We start from the raw sequence: 22,107 nt of genomic DNA, 5'->3' as shown, positions 1-22,107 counted from the left end.
AGCTCCTAGGTCGAGGGCGGATAGGCGAGGCGCAGGTCGTTCGGCGGCTGCTGGACCAGCCCCTCGACCGGCTTGTCCGGATCGCCATTGACCTTGAACGCCACCACCTTGGCAAAGGCCTGGAAGGCGATGTCTTCCACCTTATCGCCTTCCTTGAAGTCGATCGTGGCGATCTTCTTCGAGGAAGGCGCGCCGCAGCCCGGGGGGGTGGGCGTCGGCGAAGGTGAAGGGGTACCGCACAGATTCTTGTCGGCCTGGGCCTTGGGCGCACCGCACAGCACCGGCTTCGAACTGCCGACCAGTGCCCAGACTTCCATCGTGCCCGACTTGGGATAGAGCTGCATTGCCGAGATCGGCACTGCGCAGCCGCCGAACCCGCCGCAGATATTGTCGCTGGGCGCCGTATACATCGGCCCGCTCGGCGTCGGGGTGGGCGAAGGCGAGGGAGTCGGCGTGCCGCACAGGCCGCCATAGGTCCGGATCGTCACCGCCGAGCAGCCGCCGCCCTTGACCGTGGTCGGCGTGCCGCAGCTGCCGCTCGCCACCGGATTGGCCTTGGGCGCGTTCGAGGTCTTCGAGGCGGAACCGCACCCGCTGCTCGCCCCGCCGCAGCTGCCGCCGCCACTGGTCAGCTGGACGAAGCCGCAGCCGCCCTGGCCCTTGCACAGGTTCGAGCCGCGGCAGGTGTGGTAGATCGAAGTCTCGGCGCAGGCATTGGCGCCCCATTTCCCGCCGGTTTCCTCGACATCGAGTCCCTGGCAGGCGTGGTTGACGATATATTTGTCCGGCTCGCCGACGCCGACCGAAAGGTCCGGCGTCTTGCCGAATACCGCCCAGGCGGTCGACATGCGGTCGCCCGATCCGGCCATTGACGGGAAGGGGAAGGACACGGTGGCACCGGCCGGGTTCCAGTAATTGTCGAGCACGGTGGTGACGCCCTTGATCGCACCGCACACCGCCTGGCTCATCTTCTGGAAATTGGCTGCCGCGTCGCCGCCATTGTTGAGCGCATTGAGCGCGCCGGCAATCGCCTCGGGCGTGGGCAGGCCATAGGGGTTGTTGTTCGGATCATAGCCTTCGGTGGTGAGATCCGCGGCGGCCCATTTGCCGACCTTGGGAGACTGGTTCCAGGTCTCGAGCCCGCCGCTGCCGCGGATATCCTCGATCTCGCGGAAGCGGGTATAGTGATCGACACCGTCATTGTCGGCACGCGCCGCAGCATCCGACGAGGGGATCAGCTTCCCTTCCATCGAGTAGCTCGGATAATCCGAGGCGAGGGCGTCGCGGTTCGGGCAATAGCTCGGGTTGACGTCGCCCTGGACAAGCTTGGCCTTCCCGTCATTGAGCCGCTGGCCCTTCTCGTCATAGCGGGCACCGAGCGTGGCGCCTTCGCCCTGATCGGTGATCGCGTTCATCATGTTGAGCGCTTGGCGGAGCGCGATCTCCGGATCGGTCATCGCGATCGTGGTCTCGAAGCCCATGAACTCGCGCATCGGATGGCCGGGAAAGCTGAAATTGTTGAACAGGTCGTTCTGCTGGCCGCCGGGGTTCATCACATGATCCCAGAGCCGCGTGCCGTCCGCGTAGCGGATCAGCAGATAGTCGCGGTAGCACTGGTACATATAGCCGATCGAGCCGAACATGATGTTGGCATCGAGCTCGGCCACCGTGTCGTACTTGAACGGCACCTTGGGGAAATAGCGGTCCTTGTTGCGGACGATATCCTGCTCCGCCGTCTCCTGCGGCTGCTCGATCGCGAGGAACAGCTTGATCCGCTCCTCGTCGAGCGGGCCGACATTGACCTTCACGTCCTTGAACCGGTTGGTGTCGGTCAGGTCGACAATGCCGGGGATCGCGGTGAGCGAAGGGCCATAGCAGGTCCAGCCATGGTCGCCGCTCTGCAGCGTGGTCGCGGTGAAGCTGGGCACGGCGCCGATCGAGGTGGCGAGGTTCGCCGCCATCTGCAGGTGGAGCATCTCCTGGATGAACACCGAGAAGACGATGTTGAACGCCTTCTTGTTGCCCCAGCCCTTCTTGCCCGGCTTGTAGTCGGTGAAGGCGCTGGTCTTGGCGCCGGGCCATTGCCGGCCCTTGTAGAAGCTGTTCCCCTGGCTGGTGATCGGGTGCATGCCGGTGATCGAGTAGAGCGACGTCATGTAGAGCGGGATGGTGAACAGCTCGACATTGACCGCGGCCTGCGCGATCCAGCGCACCACCAGCTTGTCGGTTTCGAGGAAGGAAATAGGGCGCGCGGAAAGCTCGCCTGCCTTGTGCGTCAAATGCATGACAATATCCCCCAAGCTTCACAGATTACTGCGATGCCATTGGGTTCCACCAATGCAATTGCTCCGTCAATCGACGAAAGAACCGATATAGTTGGAAGCACTATTTGTTACGGTTGCTACTCGATTTACTTTCTACTTGCGTAACTTCGAAGAACTTGCCCCGCCGCCGCCACACGCTATCCCTGTTCGCATGGGCGGAGGGGGAATGACGCACGCGCTGATCGCGCCGGCACTGCTGGCGGTGTCGCTGGCGGCGCTCGCCTGGCTCCACCGGGGCGGCCGGCGCCGCTTCGATCGCTTCCGGGGGATCGAGGACAGCGCCGATCGCCGGCAGACCTATCTGCGCTGGGCAGTGCATGGCTGCCTGAGCAATCTCGGCATTCCGCTGGTCGGCCTGGCGCTGCTCGGCCGGATCGACGCGATCTGGTCCTTTCCGGAGGAATTCGCCGCGCTCGCCTGGACGCTGCCCTATTTCTCGATGGCCGACCCGACGCTCCTTCCCATCCTGCTGATCGGGCTGCCGCTGGGAAGCCTGTTGAGCATCTGGATCGCGCTGCGCGGTCCGTCGCCCCGCGCGCGGCAAGGCTATGACCTTACCCCGATGCTGCCGCGCAACCGCGCCGAGCTGCTGGCGATCCTGCCGCTGGTGCTCAATGCCGGGATCAGCGAGGAAATCTATTTCCGGCTCTACCTGCCGCTGCTGCTGGTGCTGTGCGGGGTTCCAGCCTGGGCGGCCTTCCTGATCGCCCTTGCCATCTTCGCCGCGGTCCATCGCTACCAGGGCTGGCTGGGGATCGTGCTGACCGGTGCCGGCGGCGCGGCGTTCACCCTCTTCTATCTCGGCAGCTGGGGCCTGATGCTGCCGATCCTGCTGCACCTGATGGCGAACCTGAATGCGCTGGTGCTGCGCCCCGCCGTGCGCCTGCGCTTTCGGCCGCGAACCGATTGACAGCGGCAACACACCGATTACCCCCTCCCGCATTCGAGTTTCTTGGGGAGGTTAGCATGCGGTTGGTCAGTCTCTTTGCCCTGGCGGTCGCCGCCGGCACACCACTCACCGCGCTTCCCGCGAAGCAGACCGCACCGGCTCCTGCGGCCCAGACCGATGACGGTGCCTTCATCGTCGAGGAAGCGATGATCCCGATGCGCGACGGGACGAAGCTCCACACCGTGATCCTGCGCCCCAGGGGCCAGACCGGACCGCTGCCGATCCTGCTCAGCCGCACGCCCTATGGCGCGTCGGGCCGCTCGCCCAGGACCGTGCCGTTCAGCTGGGCGGCGCTGGCCAAGGACGGCTATATCTTCGTCAACCAGGACATGCGCGGCCGCTTCGCCTCGGAAGGCGGGCCCTTCACCCTCTCCACGGAGATCAAGACCGGCAAGAACGCCGTCGATGAATCGACCGACGCCTATGATTCGGTCGATTGGCTGGTGAAGAATGTGAAGCCGAACAACGGCAAGGTCGGCATGTGGGGCGTCTCCTATCCCGGCCTGACCGCCGCGATCTCGCTCGCCCGGCCGCACCCGGCGCTCAAGGCGATCAGCCCGCAGGCGGCGTGGATCGATTACTGGAAGAATGACGACCTGCACCGCTGGGGCGCGATGCGGCTGACCTATGCCAGCGACTGGGTGAACAGCCTCCAGGCCGACAAGACCAATGACGGCATCGAACTGTACGACCGCTACGACACCTATGAATGGTTCCTCAAGGCGGGCTCGCCCGCCGATATCGAGGAGAAGTATTTCAAGGGCCGGGTGCCGCTCTACAAGCAGATGATCGAGCATCCCGATTATGACGAATTCTGGAAGAAGCAGGTCTGGTCGGACACGCTGAAGAAGACCACCGTTCCGACGCTCAACGTCGCCGGATATTGGGACCAGGAAGATCCCTGGGGCAGCTGGCAGATCTTCTACAAGCAGCGCGAGAACGACCCCAACAACCTGGCGCTGATGGTCGCCGGGCCGTGGAACCATGGCAGCTGGCGCTCGCCGGGCAACGCCGTGGGCCGCATCCCGTTCGGCGTCGATAGCGGCACCCAGTTCATGCAGGAGGTGGAGGCGCCGTTCTTCGCCTATTGGCTGCACGGCAAGGGCAGCAAGCCGGACTATCGGATGAAGAGCTTCCAGTCGGGCAGCTGGCAGTGGAAGACCTACAACCAGTGGCCGCTGGCCGGTGCCAGCCAGAAGAGCCTCTATCTCCACGCCGATGGCAGCATGTCGTTCACCGCGCCGGCGCAGGGCGAGGGTTGCCGCGAATATATCTCCGATCCCGCCAACCCGGTGCCGTTCCGTGCGCGGCCGATGTCGGCGACCTATGCCACGCCCGAATGGCGCTGGTGGGAAGCCGAGGACCAGCGCTTCGTCGAGTATCGCCCGGACGTGCTGAGCTATACCAGCGCTCCGCTCGATGCCGACCTGACCGTGACCGGCGCGATCACCGCCAGCCTTATGGCGGCGACCAGCGGGACCGACAGCGACTTTGTGGTCAAGCTGATGGACGTCTTCCCCGAGGATTACGAGAAGCCGCCAACGGCCGCGGGCGCCTATGCGCGCGGCCTCAACGGCTATCAGCTGCCGATCGCGATGGAAGTGAAGCGCGGCCGCTATCTCCAGTCGTTCGAGAAGGCGACGCCGCTGGTGCCGAACCAGGTGAACGACTGGTCGATCCCGCTGCGCGACCATGATCATGTCTTCAAGAAGGGCCACCGGATCATGGTGCAAATCCAGTCGAGCTGGTTCCCGATGATCGACCGCAACCCGCAAACCTTCGTGCCGAACATCTACAAGGCGAAGCCGGCGGACTACCAGAAGGCCACGCAGAAGGTGTGCTCGGGCTCGGCGATCATGCTGCCGGTGGTCGGCAACTAGGCGAGGACGCGCTCCCGATAGTGCTCGAGCACCGCATCGAGCGCATCGGGGGAGATGGAGAGGCGCAGCCCCTGGGCGGCGCCCTCCGCCGCGACCGCCGCGCGATCGGCCATCGCGGCCTCGCAGCGCGCCACTGCTTCCCACCCCTCATTCGAGAGCAGCGCCTCGGCGAGGTCGGCGGCATCGGCGAGCGCGAGGTTTACGCCCTCGCCGCTGAACGGCGACATCACATGCGCGGCGTCGCCGAGCAGCGTGACGCCCTGGCGGGTCTCCCACCGATGGCCGATCGGCAGTGCCACCATCGGCCGTATCGCCAGTGCATCGCCTTCGGCAATCAACGCCTGCAGCTCGGGCGACCAGCCGGCGAATTCGGCCAGCACCAGCCCGCGAACTTCCTCGATCGGCATCGCCTGCCAGGCCTGCACGGTCGCTTCGGGGACGCGCAGCCCGGCATAGCCGCGGATATGGCCGGCGCCATTGCGCTGCGCGATCAGCAGGCGGTTGTCGCCCGCCGCGAACATCTTGCCATGGCCGGTCAGCGCATCGACCCGAGGATGGCGCTCCACGTCGAAGCCGAGCTCGAACAGGGTTGCGCCCTCATAGGCGGGCACCGCGTCGGACAGCAGCGGCCGCACCCGCGACCAGACTCCATCGGCGCCGACAACCACGTCGAAACGCTGCGCCCTGCCGTCGACAATGACCTCCCAGCCCGCGCCCGACGGCAGGATCGCCTCGACCGGGCTACCCCAGCGCACCGTTCCCGGCGCCAGAGCGGCGAGCAGGATGATGCGCAGCGCCGTGCGATCGATCTCAGGCCGGTCATGCCCGGCACCGTCATGGTCGAACACCAGCCTGCCGGCGGAGTCATATAGCCGGTCGCCCTGATCCTCGGGCCGTGCCTCGGCCATGAACTCGGCCTCGAGCCCGGCCAGCCGCATCGCGCGCTGGCCGGTTTCGGCATGCAGGTCGAGCGAGCCGCCCTGCGGGCGCGCACCGGCATGGGAATCGCGCTCGAACACAGTGACGGCACGGCCGCCCCGTTGCAGCAGCCGCGCCAGCATCAACCCGCCAGGGCCGCCGCCGATGATCGCGATCGAAGGATTGGTTGTCATGGTGAGTCGCTCCAGTTACATAGGAGCCTATACGTTAAACATAGGATGCTATGCAATGCCCGTCGACTTCGCCGCCGAGACGCATATGCCGGGCCATTATTTCAGCCGGATCGCGCGGGCGATGGCGCGGATCGGTGACGCGCGGTTGAAGCCGCTGGGCTTCGCCACGGCGCAGCTGCCGGTACTGACTGCATTGCGCGACGGATCGGCGAAGCCGCAGGGCGAGCTGGCGCGCTGGGCCAAGGTCGAGCAGCCGACCATGGCGCAATTACTGGCGCGAATGGAGCGCGACGGCATCATCCGGCGCGAGCCCGATCCGCGCGACCGGCGCAGCAGCCTGGTGTCGCTGACCGAGGAAGCCCGCGCCAAGCTGCCCGCCGGACGCAAGGTCCTGGAGGAGGGCAATCGCGACGCCACCGCCGGGCTTTCCGAGGCGGAGGTGGCGACGCTGGTCGGGCTGATGCAGCGCGTGCTGGCGAACCTCGACGCGCTGGAGGCCTAGGCCGCCGCCTCGCCCCTGGCCGCGAGGATCTGCACCCAGGGATTCGGCTTCGCCACGCCGACCCGGTGCAGGGTATTGCGGTCATGATGGTCGAACGGTCCCCGCCCCTTCACTTCGAGCGTGGTGTGGATGTCGTAGCTCCAGCCACCATCCTCGGCGAAGGCGATGTCGATCGTATAGGCGTCGGTGCGGAAGGCATATTCGAGGAAGTCGGTCGAGCAGATGCCATAGCTGGTCTGCCCACGCTTCGCCTCGACATGGATCGTCCTGTCGCCTGCCGCGCCCTTGCCGCTGGCAAGCAGCACCTGGCCGCGCGGGATCGCCAGCGTCTGCAGGATCAGGCCGGTGGCCGGCTCCCACAGCCAATATCCCACCTGATCGTGGAAGGTGATGTCCTCTTCCTCGGTGGTGATGTGGATATGATAGCGCAGCCCGTAGAAGAGCTGCGGCCCGTTGGCCTGCGGGTCGATCGGCACGCACTCGATCCGCTCGATGAACTCGCGCCGCTCCGGCCCCTCAGCCTTGGGGTTGAGGTCTATGCCCTTGCGCCCCTCCCAGCGACCGGCGAGCGGTGCCAGGGGGCCCAGGTTGGCGAGCGTGTGGGGATCGACGTCCTCGGGCTCGGTGAAGATATCCAGCGGGAAAGGTGTCATCAGTTCTTGAGCCTGTAGCCGGTCCGGAAGATCGTGACGATTAGACCAAGGCATAGGGCCAAGAACAGTACGACAAAGCCCAGGCTCCAGCGCACGTCGATATCGCCGACATCGCCGAAGAACGCCCAGCGGAAGCCGCTGATCAGATAGGCCACCGGATTGAACAGGCTGACCGTGCGCCACGGCTCGGGCAGGAAGCTCAGCGGATAGAAGCTGCCGCCGAGGAAGGTGAGCGGCGTGAGGATCAGCGCCGGCACCACGTTCAGCTGCTCGAAGCCCTTGGCCCAGATGCCGATGATGAAACCGAACATCGAAAAGCTGATCGAGGTGAGCAACAGGAAGGCAAGCATCGCCAGCGGATGATCGACGCGCAGCGGCACGAACAGCCCCGAGGTGAGCAGGATGATCAGGCCGATCACCATCGACTTGGTCGCCGCAGCACCAACGAAGCCGACCACCAGCTCGACCGCCGAGATCGGCGCCGAGAGCAGCTCGAACACCGTGCCGGTGAACTTGGGGAAATAGATGCCGATCGAGGCATTGGCGACGCTCTGGGTGAGCAGCGACAGCATGATCAGCCCGGGCACGATGAAGCTGCCATAGGTGACGCCGTTGATGTCGGCGATGCGGCTTCCCATGCCGGCACCGAACACGATAAAATAGAGCGAGGTGGTGATCACCGGGGTAGCGATCGACTGCCAGAGGGTGCGTAGCGTGCGCGCCATCTCGAACTTGTAGATCGCCCAGATGCCGTGGAAGTTGATGCCGGTCATGCCGCGGCTCCCTCATTGGAGGTTTCGCGCTGTTCGACCAGCCCGACGAAGATATCCTCGAGGCTCGACTTGGAGGTATCGAGATCCTTGAACGCGACGCCCATCTCGCCGAGCTTGCGCAGCAGCGAGGGAATGCCCGTGCGCTCGGCCTGGGCATCGAAGGTGTAGCGCAGCCGCGTGCCCTCATCCTCAAGGCTGAGATGCCATTCCTCCAGCCCCGCCGGGATCGTTGCCATCGGCTCGACCAGGCTGAGATCCAGTTCGCGCTTGCCGAGCTTCTTCATCAGCTCGGCCTTGTCCTCGACCAGCAGCAGCTGGCCCTTGTTGATCACGCCCACCCGGTCGGCCATTTCCTCGGCCTCCTCGATGTAATGGGTGGTCAGGATGATGGTGACGCCGCGCTCGCGCAGCTTGCCGATCATCTTCCACATGTCGCGGCGGAGCGACACGTCGACACCGGCAGTGGGCTCGTCGAGGAACAGGATGTCGGGCTCGTGCGACAGCGCCTTCGCGATCATCACGCGGCGCTTCATGCCGCCCGACAGCTCCATGATCTTGGCGTCGCGCTTGTCCCACAGCGACAGGTCCTTGAGGATCTGGTCGCAATAGTCCTGGTTCGGCGCCTTGCCGAACAGGCCGCGCGAGAAACGCAGTGCGCTGCCGACAGTCGAGAACATGTCGACCGCGATCTCCTGCGGCACCAGCCCGATCCTCGAGCGCGCCTCGCGCGGGGAACGGATCGCGTCATGCCCATCGACCAGAATCGTGCCGGTGCTCGGCGTGACGATACCGCAGATGATCGAGATCAGCGTGGTCTTGCCCGCGCCATTCGGCCCGAGGAGCGCGAAGATCTCGCCGCGGCGGATCTCCAGGTCGACATGATCGAGCGCCTTGTGGCCTGAGCCATAGGTCTTGCTCACGCCGTTTATCGAAAGAATGGATGTCATGATGCCCCCGGCCGGGAAAGGACCCGCTAATTAGGCACGCAGATGCGGCGCGGCAACCGGTCGGTACAAAAATCGGATGACTTTAAATCCTCCCCCAGCGAGCTCGGGAAGGATTTATCTCGTTACTTCTTCCGCGCCTCGGCCACCGCCGCCGCGAGGCCGGCATAATCGCGCATGCCGTAGAGCAGCTTGCCGCCGACCACCCAGCTCGGCGTGCCGGTCATCGCCAGCTTCTGGCCGAACTTGTGGTTGGCGATGATCTCGCCCTCGACCGCTTTCGATCCGATGACCTGCCTGGCCTTCGCCATGTCGAGCCCGGCCTTCCCGGCCGCCGCCTCGACATTAGCGGCGCTCGGCCCGTCCATCGCGAACAGCGCGTCGTGGAAGGCGCGGAACTTGTCCTGCTCGGCCGCGGCCAGCGCCCAGCGCGCCGCGACCAGACTGTCCGGCCCCAGCACCGGATATTCGCGGTAGACGACCTTCACATTGGGATCGCGTTTCAGCAGTTCCTCGATCGCCGGCAGGCTGGCGCGGCAATAGCCACAGGCATAGTCCATGAAGGCGACCAGCGTGACGTCGCCGTTCGGGTTGCCCGCCCAGGCGCCGGCATAGGGCGCCTCAAGCTTCGGCCGCTCGGCGGGGAGGAGCTTTTCCGCAGCCGCTGCCGCGTCGGCCTGAGCCTTCTCGGCATTGGCGCTCTGCTTCTGGTTGTAGCGCTCGACGGATTCGAGAAGCACTTCGGGATGGGCGAGTACCCAGTCGTGAATCGACCGTTCGCTGGCGCCCCGCGCGCCTATTCCGGGGACCAGCGCCTGGATGCCCGCGAAGATGCCCGCACCGAGCAGCGCGCACAGCACGAACGCGCCGGCCAGCGCCAGCGGCGACCGCAGAAGCCGTTCGATCATTGCCTCTATCGGTCCTTCTTCTTTTTCCGGATTTCGTCCCAGGCGGTCTGCGAGACCATGTTGAGGTCCTGCGCGCGCACCCAGTCGGCCGAGCCCTGGGGCAGGCCCGACATCGCCGCGCGCGAGCTCATCAGCGCCGTGCCGACATCGCCCATCAGATGCGCGCGCTCGGCCGTGGCCAGCGCGGTGCGCGGCTCGTCGCCCTTGCGGTCATAGACCGTGCCCAGGTTCATCCAGGCAAAGGGATTGTCATTGTCGCGCGCCACCGCCGTCTTGAGCACGCGCTCGGCTTCTTCCAGATTGGCCTTGTCCTCGGTGGCGAGCAGCGCATGGCCGAGCGTGGCGGCGATCAGCGGCTGGTTGCCGGACAGCGACGTCGCCTCGCGCAGGGGCACGATCGCGCCCCTAGGATCGCCCGATTCGAGCATGATCTGCCCTTCGAGCTCGAGGAAATAGGGATCCTTGGGCGCGGCCTTGACCAGCGCCTGGGTCTCCGCGGCCGCCTGCTCGGGATAGCCCGACTTATGATAGGCATAGGCGCGGGCATAATGCGCCTGCACCGACTGGTCGCTCGTCGGATATTTGGTCAGCGTGTCCTTGGGATCGCTGACATAGCCGCGCAGCTTGGCCTGCACGCGCTTGAAGCGGCGCTCGAGATCCTGGTCGAGCGGCTTGTTCCAGCTCGGCGCGTTCATCAGGTCGGCCTTGAGCGTCTCCACACGGTCCTGCGACATCGGGTGGGTCTGGGCGAAGGGATCGACCTCGGGATTGGTGCTGTAATAGCCGTAGCGATGCATCTGGGCGGTGAGCTTGTTGAAGAAGCTCAGCATGCCCTTGCCGCTGATCCCGGCGCTGTTGATGAACCGGGCGCCGGCGGCGTCGGCCGAGCTTTCCTGGACACGGCTGAACGCGAGATACTTGCCGATCGCGGCGCGCTGGCCGGCCATCAGGATGCCGGTACCCGCCTCGCCACTGCCCGCCGCCATCGCCGCGACGCCGAGCAACAGGCTGAGGATCGAGATATTGGTGTAGCCGCCGTCATTCTGGAACACGGCATGGCCGCCGACGATATGGCCGATTTCGTGCGCGATCACACCCTGCACTTCATTGGCGCTGTCGGCCGCGTCGATCAGCCCCGAATGGACATAGACGATCTGGCCGCCGGCCACGAAGGCGTTGATCGAGCTGTCCTGGATCAGCACGACCTTGCCATTGGCGGGCGAGAGGCCGGCCGCGAGGAACAGCGGCTTGGCCATGTCGTTGAGCAGCGCCTCGGTCTCGGCGTCGCGCAGGACCGACTGGGCGACAGCCGGCTGGATCCAGAGCAGCAAGGCGGCCGAGAGCAGGGCGAGGATGCGCTTCATGGGGCCTCGTATCCTCCGAATTCCACCGGCGATCAATGGCATTGGCCGTGCCTGCGGCTCGATGAACCGCGTGTGAAGTCATGAAAAAGGGCGCCGGTCCCTGTCGGACCGACGCCCCTTTTTCTCAGTCCCTCGGATCAGGCGCCGAAGGTGCGCTGCCACCAGCCGCGACGCGGCGTGCCGTCCTCGCCTTCACCTTCGCCTTCCGCTTCGGCATCAGCCTCTGCGACCGACTCCGCCGGCGCAGCCTGCTCGGCAACCGGGGTGGCCTCGACTGCCGGGGCGGGTTCCGCCTCGACGGTCTCGACCTTCTTCTTGCGGGTCCGCTTCGGCTTGGCCGGCGCTTCCTCGGCGACCGGCTCGGCCACGACCTCTGCCGGCGCTTCGACCACAGGCGCGGCTTCGGCTTCGACGGCCTCGACCTTCTTCTTGCGGGTCCGCTTCGGCTTGGCCGGCGCTTCCTCGGCGACCGGCTCGGCCACGACCTCTACCGGCGCTTCGACCGCAGGCGCGGCTTCGGCCTCGACAGCTTCCACCTTCTTCTTGCGGGTGCGCTTCGGCTTGGCGGGCGCGGCTTCCTCGACGGCCGGCTCCGGCGCGACTTCGGCCGGCTCGGCGACTTCGGCCGCAGCCTCGGCCACGTCTTCGCCGCCGTCCTCGGCGCCCTCGCCACCCTCGGCGCGATCGCCACGGCGACCGCCGCGACGGCCACGACGGCGACGCTTGCGGTTGCCCTCACGGCCTTCACCCTCGGCGGCAGCGGAGGCTTCCTCGCCCTCGACGACTTCGCCTTCGGCTTCGACTTCCTCGCCGGCCTCGGCTTCACCCTCGGCGCCTTCGCCTTCCTCGCGACGGCCACGACCGCGGCCACGGCGGCGGCGGCGGCGCTTGCCACGGCCCTCGCCATCCTCGTCGCGCTCGCGGCGCTCGCCGCGACCTTCGCGACGATTGCCGGCTTCGGCTTCTTCCTCGAGCTCCTCTTCCTCTTCGTCGATCTCCTCGACGTAGTCGTCGTCCTCGGGCTCTTCGATCAGCTTCTCGAACTTCGGGGCATGCGCCGGCGGCGGGCCGGAGCATTCGACCGACATGCGCGCGCCCTCGAGCTCGCCGTCCGACAGGATCTCGACGGTCACGCCGTAGCGGTCCTCGATCTCGGCGATGTCGGCGCGCTTCTTGTTGAGCACGTAGAAGGCGGCTTCCTGGCTCGCGCGCAGCGTGATCACCGAGCCGCGGCCGCGGGCAGCCTCGTCCTCGATCATGCGCAGCGCGGACAGGCCGGCCGACGATGCGGTGCGGACCAGGCCGGTGCCTTCGCAATGCGGGCACTGCACGGTCGAGGCTTCGAGCACGCCGGTGCGCAGGCGCTGGCGGCTCATCTCCATCAGGCCGAAGGCCGAGATGCGACCGACCTGGATGCGGGCGCGATCGTTCTTCAGCGCCTCCTTCATCGCCTTCTCGACCTTACGGACGTTCGAGCCATGATCCATGTCGATGAAGTCGATCACGACCAGGCCGGCCATGTCGCGCAGGCGAAGCTGGCGGGCGATCTCGTGCGCAGCTTCGAGATTGGTCGCGGTCGCGGTCTGCTCGATATTGTGCTCGCGCGTCGAGCGACCCGAGTTGATGTCGATCGAGACGAGCGCCTCGGTCGGGTTGATCACCAGATAGCCGCCCGACTTCAGCTGGACGACGGGATTGTACATCGCCGAGAGCTGGTCCTCGACGCCGGCACGCTGGAACAGCGGCACCGCGTCGGCATATTGCTTCACCTTCTTGGCATGGCTCGGCATCAGGAGCTTCATGAAGTCCTTGGCCTGGCGATAGCCGTCCTCGCCCTCGACGATCACTTCGTCGATGTCGCGATTATAGATGTCGCGGATCGCGCGCTTGAGCAGATCCGAATCGCCATAGACCAGCGCCGGCGCGGTCGACTTGAGCGTCTCCTCGCGGATGCCGTCCCACAGGCGCGCCAGATAGTCGAAGTCACGCTTGATCTCGACCTTGGTGCGCTGGAGGCCCGCGGTGCGGACGATGCAGCCCATCGTCGGCGGCAGCTTGAGGTCCGCCATGATGCCCTTGAGGCGCTTGCGGTCGGCAGCCGACGAGATCTTGCGCGAGATGCCGCCGCCATGCGCGGTGTTCGGCATCAGCACGCAGTAGCGGCCGGCGAGGCTGAGATAGGTGGTGAGGGCCGCGCCCTTGTTGCCGCGCTCTTCCTTGACGACCTGGACCAGCAGCACCTGGCGGCGGCGGATCACGTCCTGGATCTTGTAGCGGCGGCGCAGGTTCATGCGGCGCTGGCGCAGGGCCTCGGCCGGGCTGTCCTCGCCGCCATTGCCCTTGCCGCGGCGCTTGCGCGAACGGCCGCCCTCGCGGGCTTCCTCGCCTTCGCCGGCATCGGCTTCGCTGTCCCCTTCGCCGTCCTCGTCGTCGACCGGACGCTCGAGCACTTCCACGCCGCCTTCGTCGTCATGGTCGTGGTCGTGATCGTCGTCGCCATCCTCCTCGGCGCGCAGCGCGGCTTCCTCGGCCGCATGCTCGGCTTCCTCGCGGAGCAGCGCTTCGCGATCTTCCTTGGGGATCTGGTAATAGTCGGGATGGATTTCGCTAAAGGCCAGGAAGCCGTGGCGGTTGCCACCGTAATCCACGAACGCCGCCTGGAGCGACGGCTCCACGCGGGTTACCTTGGCCAGATAGATATTGCCCTTGAGCTGCTTGCGCTCGGCGGACTCGAAATCAAACTCCTCGATTCGGCTTCCCTTGACGACGGCCACGCGGGTTTCCTCCCGGTGGCGTGCGTCGATCAGCATACGCATGGTCATTTATGATTCTCCGGGCGCGCCGGCCCCAGCCCTCTGAATCTGGATTGCGGAGGGCTCGCGCAGGCGCGCGACATACAATGCGGCCCTGGCCGGCGGGTTCGCCGGCTGCGGTCTCGCGGGTTTCGAAAACTGCTGCTGCTCGCAGGGCACGCGCGAACCGGTGGTCCGCAGGCTCCGCCGCCATCACGCGACCGGCCGGTTCGGCCAATCGGTGCAGACGTTGCGGAAATTGCCTCATGTGAGCGTCAACCTGAACTGTCGCGACAAGATGTGGCCGCGAGAAAGGTCCGGCGCAAGGGCCGGGACAATGCTGCCTAGCATTACCGTAACGGCGCGGCAACCTTGGCTAAAAGCGGCAAACAGACCGGCAAGCCCTTGCCGCCTTGCCGGCAAAAATATGCCGAATCGAAAATTAACCGCACAATTTCACGGCGATTTGAGGCGCGCCCTCTAGTCCGGTCTCGTCAGGGCAGACGCGTAACTCAGAGTATCAATCTATGGTTTTGGGCTGGACCCCCAGAGCCCCGGCGCGGCATAGCGTCAGGGTGCTGTTCCTGCTCGCCTTGCTCTCCGGCTGGTTGACCGGAGTCCCCAGCTGGGCGGGCGTCGTGCAGGAAGTGCGCGTGAAGGGCGACCGGGTGATCGTCAGGTTTGACGCACCCGTTTCCCAGGCAAGCGCTTTCATGCTCGCTGGACCACAGCGTATCGTGCTGGACGCCAAGGGCGCCGAGCCGGGTGATCGCGCCTATGCCGAAGGGCCGGTGACGAGCATCCGACAGGGCTCGCAAGGCGCCGAGGGCGCGCGCATCGTGCTCGACCTGGCACGCCCGGCGATCGTGACCGAGGGCCGCTTCGGCAACGACGGCCGCACGCTCACGCTCCAGTTGCGCACCGTAGACGACGCGCAATTCGCCCGTGCCGCCGCCGAGCGCCGGATGAGCTTCCTGCCACCCTTCTCCTATCTGCAGCCCGCTGGCCACAGCCGCTACAGCGAGACGATCGCGCTGCCCCGGCGCGCGCCGCCGGCCGCGCTGCCGCGCGTCTATGGCGAGGCGGACCGCCCGCTCGTCGTGATCGATGCCGGCCATGGCGGGCACGACCCCGGTGCGATCGGCGCGAGCGGCCTGCGCGAGAAGGACCTCACGCTCAAGACCGCGCTGGCGATCAAGGACGCGCTGCTCGCCTCCGGCCGGGTGCGCGTGGCACTCACCCGCGAGGACGATCGCTTCCTGGTCCTCCAGGAACGCTATGGCCTTGCCCGCAAGCTGGGCGCGGACCTGTTCATCTCTGTGCACTGCGACAGCGCCGGCAACGGCGATGCCTCCGGCGCGACCGTCTATACCCTGTCCGAAGTCGCATCCGACAAGGAAGCGGCACGGCTGGCGGCGCGCGAGAACAAGGCCGACATCATCGCCGGCGTCGATCTCGGCACGCAGAATCCGGATATTTCCTCGATCCTCATCGACCTCACCCAGCGCGAGACGATGAACGCATCGGCGGGCTTTGCCCGGCTGCTCGGCCGCGAGGCCCAGCCGCTAATCCCGATCAAGGCGAACTTCCACCGCATGGCTTCGCTGATGGTGCTCAAGGCACCGGACATGCCCTCGATCCTGTTCGAGACGGGCTATATCTCGAACGAATCCGACGCCGCATTCCTCGCCTCGGACGAAGGGCGCAGGAAAGTGGCGCAGAGCGTGCGCAAGGCCGTGGAAATCCACTTCGCGACGCGCATGGCGTCACGGACTTTAGCTTCTCGGTGAAACCATCTCCTCAATCCCCTTGTGCCCTCATTATAGGCGGGTACGAGGGGAAGTGGTTTCACATTGGGAATAAACCCGTTTTGGGGCAATCACGGGCAATCCCCCTCCGCAACAGGGGCGTGCGGCGAGCCGCCAGACTCCCGGCTTCCTTCCCCGGCCAATCCTGCTAAACCGCGAGCCGCATGTCCGACGGTTCCACCACTTCCAGCGTAAAGATGCGCATCAAGCGCGAGATCGGGGGCTTCAAGGGGCTGTTCGGTCGCGTCCGCCACCGCTGGTGGTTCCGGATCCTCGCGGTGCTCGCGCTGCTCTCTGGCCTGTTCGTGTTCCTCGTCTGGCTTTTCATCGCGCGCAACCTGCCGTCGGTCGATACGCTGAAGAACTACGAGCCGCCGCTGCCGACCAATGTCCGCTCGGCCGAGGGCCTGCCGATCTACAGCTATGCCCGCGAGCGCCGCGTGCAGCTGAGCTTCCCCGAATACCCGAAGCTGCTGGTCGAGGCGTATATGTCCGCCGAGGACAAGACCTTCTTCGAGCATCACGGCGTCGATTTCCCCGGCCTGGTCCGCGCGGCCTTCCAGGGTCTGGTCAGCGGCTCCACGCCGCGCGGCACCTCGACGATCACCCAGCAGGTTGCCAAGAACCTATTGGTCGGCAACGAGACGAGTTACCTGCGCAAGGCCAAGGAGGGCATCCTCGCCTGGCGCATGGAGGACGTGCTCACCAAGCAGCAGATCATGGAGCTGTACCTCAACTCGATCGAGCTGGGGCGCAACGCCGGCGGCGTCGAGGCGGCAAGCCAGGCCTATTTCGGCAAGGAGCTCGACCAGCTGACCCTGCCGCAGATGGCCTATCTGGCGATCCTGCCCAAGGGCCCGTCCAACTATGATCCCGAACGCCACACCCAGCGCGCGCTCGATCGCCGCAACTGGGTGCTCGGGCAGATGCTCGAGAACGGCTTCATCGACCAGGCCCAGCATGATTCGGCAGTCGCCTCGCCGCTCGGCACGGTGCCGCGCCAGACGCCGAAATTCGAGCGCGTCGGCGGCTATTTCACCGAGGAAGTGCGCCGCCAGCTGATCGACAAGTTCGGCGAGACCGACGAGACCGGCCCCTACAGCGTCTATTCGGGCGGCCTGTGGGTGCGCACCTCGCTCGACCCCAAGCTGCAGGAATATGCCCAGAAGGCACTGCGCGACGGTCTGCTGCGCTATGACCGCGGCCGTGGCTGGTCCGGGCCGATCGGCCATGCGGATATCGGCAGGAGCTGGCTCCAGTCGTTCCTCAACACCAATATCGGCCTCGACTACGAGAATTGGCGCGCGGGCGTGCTGATCGATCGTACCGGCGACAGCTGGCAGATCGGCTTCGACGACGGCTCGACCGGCACGCTGCCAAAATGGGCCGCGGCCATGCCGGTGCGCGGCAAGGGCGGTCAGGCATTCGATGCGTTCAAGCCGGGCGACATCGTCGCGGTGGCGCCGGAAGCCGGCGGGCAATGGGCGCTGCGCTCGGTCCCCAAGGTCTCGGGCGGCATGGTGGTCGAGGATCCGCGCACCGGGCGCATCCTCGCCATGCAGGGCGGCTTCGATTCGCGCATCCAGAGCTTCAACCGCGCCACCCAGGCGCAACGCCAGCCGGGCTCGACGATCAAGCCGATCGTCTATGCCGCCGCGCTCGAGCAGGGCATGACCCCCGCCTCGATCGTGGTCGATGGCCCGTTCTGCGTGTGGCAGGGGGCCAGCCTCGGCCAGAAGTGCTTCCGCAATTTCGGCAATGCCCGCGGCGCTGGTCCCAAGACGCTGCGCTGGGGCATCGAGCAGTCGCGCAACCTGATGACGGTGCAGATCGCCAACCAGACCGGCATGGATCACGTCGTCGACCTGATGCAGCGAATCGGCGTGTCGCGACAGAAATTCCCGCCCTATCTCAGCTATGCGTTGGGCGCGGGCGAGACGACCGTGACCCGCATGGTCAACGCCTATTCGATCCTGGTGAACCACGGCCGGGCACTCAACCCGTCGCTGATCGACTTCGTCCAGAACCGGAAGGGCGCGGTGGTGTGGCCGGAGAACTGGCGCCCGTGCGAAGGCTGCAACGCGCCCGACTGGAAGGGCGGCGCGATGCCGCGCCCGGTCACCCGCGCCAAGCAGGTGCTCGATCCGCTCTCCGCCTATCAGATGGTTCATATCGCCGAGGGCGTCGTCCAGCGCGGCACCGCCACGGTGCTACGCGACCTGGGCCGCCCGATGATGGGCAAGACCGGCACCACCTCGGGCCCGACCGACGTCTGGTTCGTCGGCGGCACCCCGCAGATGATCGGCGGCCTCTATATCGGCTATGACACGCCGACCAACCTGGGCGGCTATGCCCAGGGTGGCTCTATCGCCGCGCCGATCTTCAAGCAGTTCGCCATCCCCGCCTTCGAAGGCATGGAGAAGGTTCCCTTCACCGCGCCGCAGGGCATCCGCATGGTCCGCATCGACCGCGCCAGCGGCAAGCCGGTGACCGGCGCCTGGCCGTCGAGCGATCCGCTTTCGGGCGTGATCTGGGAAGCGTTCAAGCCCGAGACCGACCAGCGCCGCGGCCGCCGCGACCAGGAAGAACAGCCCGAGGCCAAGGCCATCGAGAAGAAGGCCGCCCCCAAGAAGCAGGAAGGCGACAGCGACTTCTTGCAACGCGAGGGCGGAATCTACTAGCGCGGCACACTATATCGTCATCCCGGCGGAAGCCGGGATCTCAGGCGACGAGCGATCGGCCTGAGGCACGAGATCCCGGCTTTCGCCGGGATGACGTAAAAGATTTGGAGTTACTGATTATGCGCGCCGAAGCGCAGGCTCATGTCGACAACATCAAGGAGTCGCTCGCGCTGCTCCGCCGGTTCCTCGATTGGGATCGCGCGCTGCGCCGGCTCGACGAGCTCAATGCGCGCGTCGAGGACCCGACCCTGTGGAACGACGCCAAGAAGGCCCAGGACGTGATGCGCGAGCGTCGCCGGCTCGACGAATCGATCACCGCTACGCGTGCGATCGAGACCGAGCTCAACGACACCGCCGAGCTGATCGAGATGGCCGAGGCCGAGGGCGACGAGGACATGGCGGTCGAAGGCACCGCCAGCCTTGCCGCGCTCGCCGCACGCGCCGAGAAGGACAAGGTCATGGCCCTGCTCTCGGGCGAGGCCGATGCCAACGACACCTATATCGAGATCAACTCGGGCGCCGGCGGCACCGAGAGCAACGACTGGGCAGGCATGCTCCAGCGCATGTACACGCGCTGGGCGGAGCGCCACGGCCTCAAGGTCGAGCTGATCGACTATCATGCCGGCGAGCAGGCGGGCATCAAGTCGGCGACGTTGCTGGTGAAGGGCGAGAACGCCTATGGCTATGCGAAGACCGAGAGCGGCGTGCACCGCCTCGTCCGCATCAGCCCCTATGACAGCGCCGCGCGCCGTCACACCAGCTTCTCCTCGATCTGGGTCTATCCGGTGATCGACGACAATATCGTGGTCGAGATCAACGAGAGCGAGCTGCGCATCGACACCTATCGCGCCTCGGGCGCGGGCGGCCAGCACATCAACACCACCGATTCGGCGGTGCGCATCACCCACTTGCCGACCGGCATCGTGGTGCAGTGCCAGAACCAGCGCTCGCAGCACAAGAACAAGGCCGAGGCCTATAACCAGCTGCGCGCCCGCCTCTATGAGCGCGAGCTGGCCGAGCGCGAAGCCGCGGCCAACGCCACCAACGCCACCAAGACCGATATCGGCTGGGGGCACCAGATCCGCTCCTATGTGCTCCAGCCATATCAGCTGGTTAAGGACCTGCGCACCGGTGTTACTTCCACCGCGCCCTCGGATGTGCTCGATGGGGACCTCGACGCGTTCATGGCCGCCGCGCTATCCCAGCGGGTGACCGGCGAGACGGTCGAAGTGGAGGATGTCGATTGAGACGCGGCCCCGCGCTGTTCCTGGGACTGATGCTGGCGGCGTGCAGCGGCGCGCCGGTGGCGATCGACAACAAGGAACAGGGCGTCCCTGCGGCCAATAGCGGCTTCCCCGCTGCCGACCGGCCGGTGGCCGGCATCCTGTCACCGCGCTGGTCGACCGAGGAAGCGCGCGATCGTCTCAACGAAGCGGGCCAGGTGATGGACCTGGCCGGCATCAAGCCGGACATGACCGTGGCGGACATCGGCGCGGGCGAGGGCTATTACACCGTCCGCCTGGCTGCACGCGTCGGCGACAAGGGCCGCGTTGTCGCCGAGGACATCGTCCCCGAGACGCGCGACTATCTCGCCACGCGCGTGCTGCGCGAGAAGCTCGACAATGTCAGCGTCCGCCTCGGCTTGCCCGCCGATCCGCGCCTGCCCGAGAACAGCTTCGACCGCGTGCTCATGGTCCACATGTACCACGAGATCGAGAGCCCCTATGAGTTCCTCTGGCGGCTGCGCCCCGCGCTCGCCCCCGGCGGCCAGGCGGTGGTGGTCGACGCCAATCGCCCGACCCAGGACCACGGCACCCCGCCCGAGCTGCTCAAATGCGAGTTCGCCGCGGTCGGCTATGTCTTGGTCTCGATGAAGCCAATGCCCTCGGCCGGCGGCTATATCGCGATCTTCGAGGCAAGGGGCGAGCGCCCCGAGCCGAGCGCGATTCGCGCGTGCAAGAGCGGCAAGACCGCGACGCCGGCGGTGCTGCCCAAGGAAGAATCAAAGGAACCCTAGGCTGCGGAAGCTGGTGGTGCCCTTAGCGGCGACCACCAGGTGATCGAGCAGCCGCACGCCCAGCACATCGAGCGCGCGGGCCAGCCGGTCGGTCGCCTCGCGATCGGCACGGCTGGGGGTGGGATCGCCGCTCGGATGGTTGTGCGCCATCACCACGGCAAAGGCACGGAAAGCGATCGCGTCCGCCGCGATGTCGCGGATCGGCAGGCTGAGCCGGTCGCGCCAGGCCGAGCGGGCATGGCGCATGCCCAGCACCTGCTGGCTCCGGTCAAGATAGGCGAAGGCCATCACTTCCACCCGCTCGCCCGCCAACGGGGCGAACAGCGCGCCCGCCGCTTCGCTATCGGCCAGGCGCAGGGGTGGTTTCTCGGCACCGAACAGCATCCCGCCCGGGTGCCAGTCGATACCGCCCGCCCGAAGCGCGATCCGCTCCGGAACGGACCGTGGGGGAGAGGCGCGGTTTCTCCACAATGGATATGTCTCGCCCGCTTGGCCTCGCGCGGAGGCAGGGCTAGGCTGCGGCCCATGCAGCAGTACCTCGACTTGATGGCCCGTGCGCTCAACACCGGCGCCGAGCAGATGGACCGCACCGGCACCGGCACGCTGAGCGTGTTCGGCCACCAGATGCGCTTCGATCTCAGCCAGGGCTTCCCGCTGCTCACCACCAAGAAGCTGCACCTGCGCTCGATCCTGATCGAGCTGCTGTGGTTCCTGCGCGGCGACACCAATGTGAAGTGGCTGCAGGAGCGCAAGGTCAGCATCTGGGACGAATGGGCAGACGAGAATGGCGATCTCGGCCCCGTCTACGGCAAGCAGTGGCGCGACTGGGAAGCGGCGGACGGCCGCCATATCGACCAGATCAAGGAGCTGATCGAGACGCTCAAGACCAATCCCGGCTCGCGCCGCATGGTCGTCTCGGCCTGGAACCCGGGCGAGCTCCACGCCATGGCGCTGGCGCCGTGCCACTGCCTGTTCCAATGCCATGTCGCCAATGGCAAGTTGAGCCTGCAGCTCTACCAGCGCTCGGCCGACATCTTCCTCGGCGTGCCGTTCAACATCGCCAGCTATGCGCTGCTCACCCATCTCCTCGCCCAGCAGGCGGGACTGGAAGTGGGCGACTTCGTGTGGACCGGCGGCGATTGCCACCTCTATTCGAATCATCTGGAGCAAGCCCGCGAGCAGCTGAGCCGCACGCCCGGCCCGATCCCGCGGCTGGAGATCCTGCGCAATCCGGGCTCGATCGATGCCTATGAATATGAGGACTTCGTGATTCACGATTACGTCGCCCAGCCGCACATCAAGGCGCCGGTGGCGGTTTAGGAGAAATCGTCACCCTGAACTTGTTTCAGGGTCCAACCCTCCCCCCGGGAAGCCGTAGCGCGTTGGATGCTGAAACAAGT

General features: G+C 66.2%; 17 protein-coding genes. 8 read left to right on the top strand and 9 right to left on the bottom strand.

The genetic code is table 11. The features are described 5' to 3' along the window. Positions 1–5 precede the first annotated feature (5 nt). Positions 6–2,285, bottom strand: a complete 2,280-nt coding sequence (locus O3305_RS17270; protein WP_269573633.1) for a ferritin-like domain-containing protein — start codon at positions 2,283–2,285, stop codon at positions 6–8. Between the two features lie 205 nt (positions 2,286–2,490). Between O3305_RS17270 and O3305_RS17265 the strand changes: the two genes are divergently transcribed. After that, the gene (locus tag O3305_RS17265; protein ID WP_269573632.1) at positions 2,491–3,234 is read left to right on the top strand and encodes a CPBP family intramembrane glutamic endopeptidase; all 744 of its coding nucleotides are present in this window, start codon (positions 2,491–2,493) and stop codon (positions 3,232–3,234) included. Positions 3,235–3,290: 56 nt separating this feature from the next. Beyond that, positions 3,291–5,153, top strand: coding sequence for a CocE/NonD family hydrolase (locus O3305_RS17260; RefSeq protein WP_269573631.1), 1,863 nt, complete (start codon positions 3,291–3,293; stop codon positions 5,151–5,153). Here O3305_RS17260 and O3305_RS17255 read toward each other — a convergent pair. After that, positions 5,150–6,265 carry an FAD-dependent oxidoreductase gene (locus tag O3305_RS17255; RefSeq protein WP_269573630.1) on the bottom strand — a complete coding sequence of 372 codons (1,116 nt, stop codon included), beginning with the start codon at positions 6,263–6,265 and terminating at the stop codon, positions 5,150–5,152. The genes O3305_RS17260 and O3305_RS17255 overlap by 4 nt on opposite strands. Before the next feature lie 55 nt (positions 6,266–6,320). On the opposite strand from O3305_RS17255, the gene O3305_RS17250 reads away from it, so the two are divergent. After that, positions 6,321–6,767: a MarR family winged helix-turn-helix transcriptional regulator gene (locus O3305_RS17250; protein ID WP_269573629.1), complete on the top strand. Its 447-nt coding sequence runs from the start codon at positions 6,321–6,323 to the stop codon at positions 6,765–6,767. Here O3305_RS17250 and O3305_RS17245 read toward each other — a convergent pair. The 6 genes from O3305_RS17245 to O3305_RS17220 all read right to left on the bottom strand — a co-directional run bounded on the left by O3305_RS17245 (position 6,764) and on the right by O3305_RS17220 (position 14,231). Beyond that, entirely contained in the window at positions 6,764–7,420 is a 657-nt protein-coding gene (locus O3305_RS17245; protein ID WP_269573628.1) for an FABP family protein, read from the bottom strand. The two genes, O3305_RS17250 and O3305_RS17245, sit on opposite strands and share 4 nt — an antisense overlap. Then, positions 7,420–8,193 carry an ABC transporter permease gene (locus O3305_RS17240; protein ID WP_269573627.1) on the bottom strand — a complete coding sequence of 258 codons (774 nt, stop codon included), beginning with the start codon at positions 8,191–8,193 and terminating at the stop codon, positions 7,420–7,422. Before O3305_RS17240 ends, O3305_RS17245 begins: the two co-directional genes overlap by 1 nt. Further along, positions 8,190–9,140, bottom strand: a complete 951-nt coding sequence (locus O3305_RS17235; RefSeq protein ID WP_269573626.1) for an ABC transporter ATP-binding protein — start codon at positions 9,138–9,140, stop codon at positions 8,190–8,192. The genes O3305_RS17240 and O3305_RS17235 overlap by 4 nt, the downstream gene beginning before the upstream one ends. Before the next feature lie 122 nt (positions 9,141–9,262). Further along, positions 9,263–10,045: a DsbA family protein gene (locus O3305_RS17230; protein WP_269573625.1), complete on the bottom strand. Its 783-nt coding sequence runs from the start codon at positions 10,043–10,045 to the stop codon at positions 9,263–9,265. 5 nt (positions 10,046–10,050) lie between these two features. Beyond that, positions 10,051–11,409: a M48 family metalloprotease gene (locus O3305_RS17225; protein WP_269573624.1), complete on the bottom strand. Its 1,359-nt coding sequence runs from the start codon at positions 11,407–11,409 to the stop codon at positions 10,051–10,053. 137 nt (positions 11,410–11,546) lie between these two features. Further along, positions 11,547–14,231, bottom strand: coding sequence for an Rne/Rng family ribonuclease (locus tag O3305_RS17220; protein ID WP_269573623.1), 2,685 nt, complete (start codon positions 14,229–14,231; stop codon positions 11,547–11,549). A gap of 497 nt (positions 14,232–14,728) precedes the next feature. Between O3305_RS17220 and O3305_RS17215 the strand changes: the two genes are divergently transcribed. The 4 genes from O3305_RS17215 (at position 14,729) to O3305_RS17200 (ending at position 20,707) form a co-directional block, all read left to right on the top strand. Beyond that, positions 14,729–15,991, top strand: coding sequence for an N-acetylmuramoyl-L-alanine amidase (locus O3305_RS17215; protein WP_502958144.1), 1,263 nt, complete (start codon positions 14,729–14,731; stop codon positions 15,989–15,991). Positions 15,992–16,173: 182 nt separating this feature from the next. Further along, entirely contained in the window at positions 16,174–18,690 is a 2,517-nt protein-coding gene (locus O3305_RS17210; RefSeq protein WP_269573621.1) for a penicillin-binding protein 1A, read from the top strand. 119 nt (positions 18,691–18,809) lie between these two features. Next, positions 18,810–19,937, top strand: coding sequence for a peptide chain release factor 2 (prfB, locus tag O3305_RS17205; protein WP_184162311.1), 1,128 nt, complete (start codon positions 18,810–18,812; stop codon positions 19,935–19,937). Between the two features lie 29 nt (positions 19,938–19,966). Next, positions 19,967–20,707 carry a class I SAM-dependent methyltransferase gene (locus O3305_RS17200; protein WP_446746023.1) on the top strand — a complete coding sequence of 247 codons (741 nt, stop codon included), beginning with the start codon at positions 19,967–19,969 and terminating at the stop codon, positions 20,705–20,707. On the opposite strand, the gene O3305_RS17195 is transcribed toward O3305_RS17200, so the two are convergent. Further along, complete coding sequence (locus tag O3305_RS17195; RefSeq protein ID WP_269573619.1) at positions 20,693–21,091, bottom strand: JAB domain-containing protein; 399 nt, start codon at positions 21,089–21,091, stop codon at positions 20,693–20,695. The two genes, O3305_RS17200 and O3305_RS17195, sit on opposite strands and share 15 nt — an antisense overlap. Before the next feature lie 141 nt (positions 21,092–21,232). Between O3305_RS17195 and O3305_RS17190 the strand changes: the two genes are divergently transcribed. Next, a complete protein-coding gene (locus O3305_RS17190) occupies positions 21,233–22,027 on the top strand; it encodes a thymidylate synthase (protein ID WP_269573618.1) in 795 nt (264 codons plus the stop codon). Positions 22,028–22,107 lie beyond the last annotated feature (80 nt).

It is taken from the genome of Sphingomonas sp. NIBR02145, assembly GCF_027359115.1.
Classification (GTDB): Bacteria; Pseudomonadota; Alphaproteobacteria; order Sphingomonadales; family Sphingomonadaceae; genus Sphingomonas; species Sphingomonas kyeonggiensis_A.
This window is presented reverse-complemented; position numbering and strand designations above follow the sequence as displayed.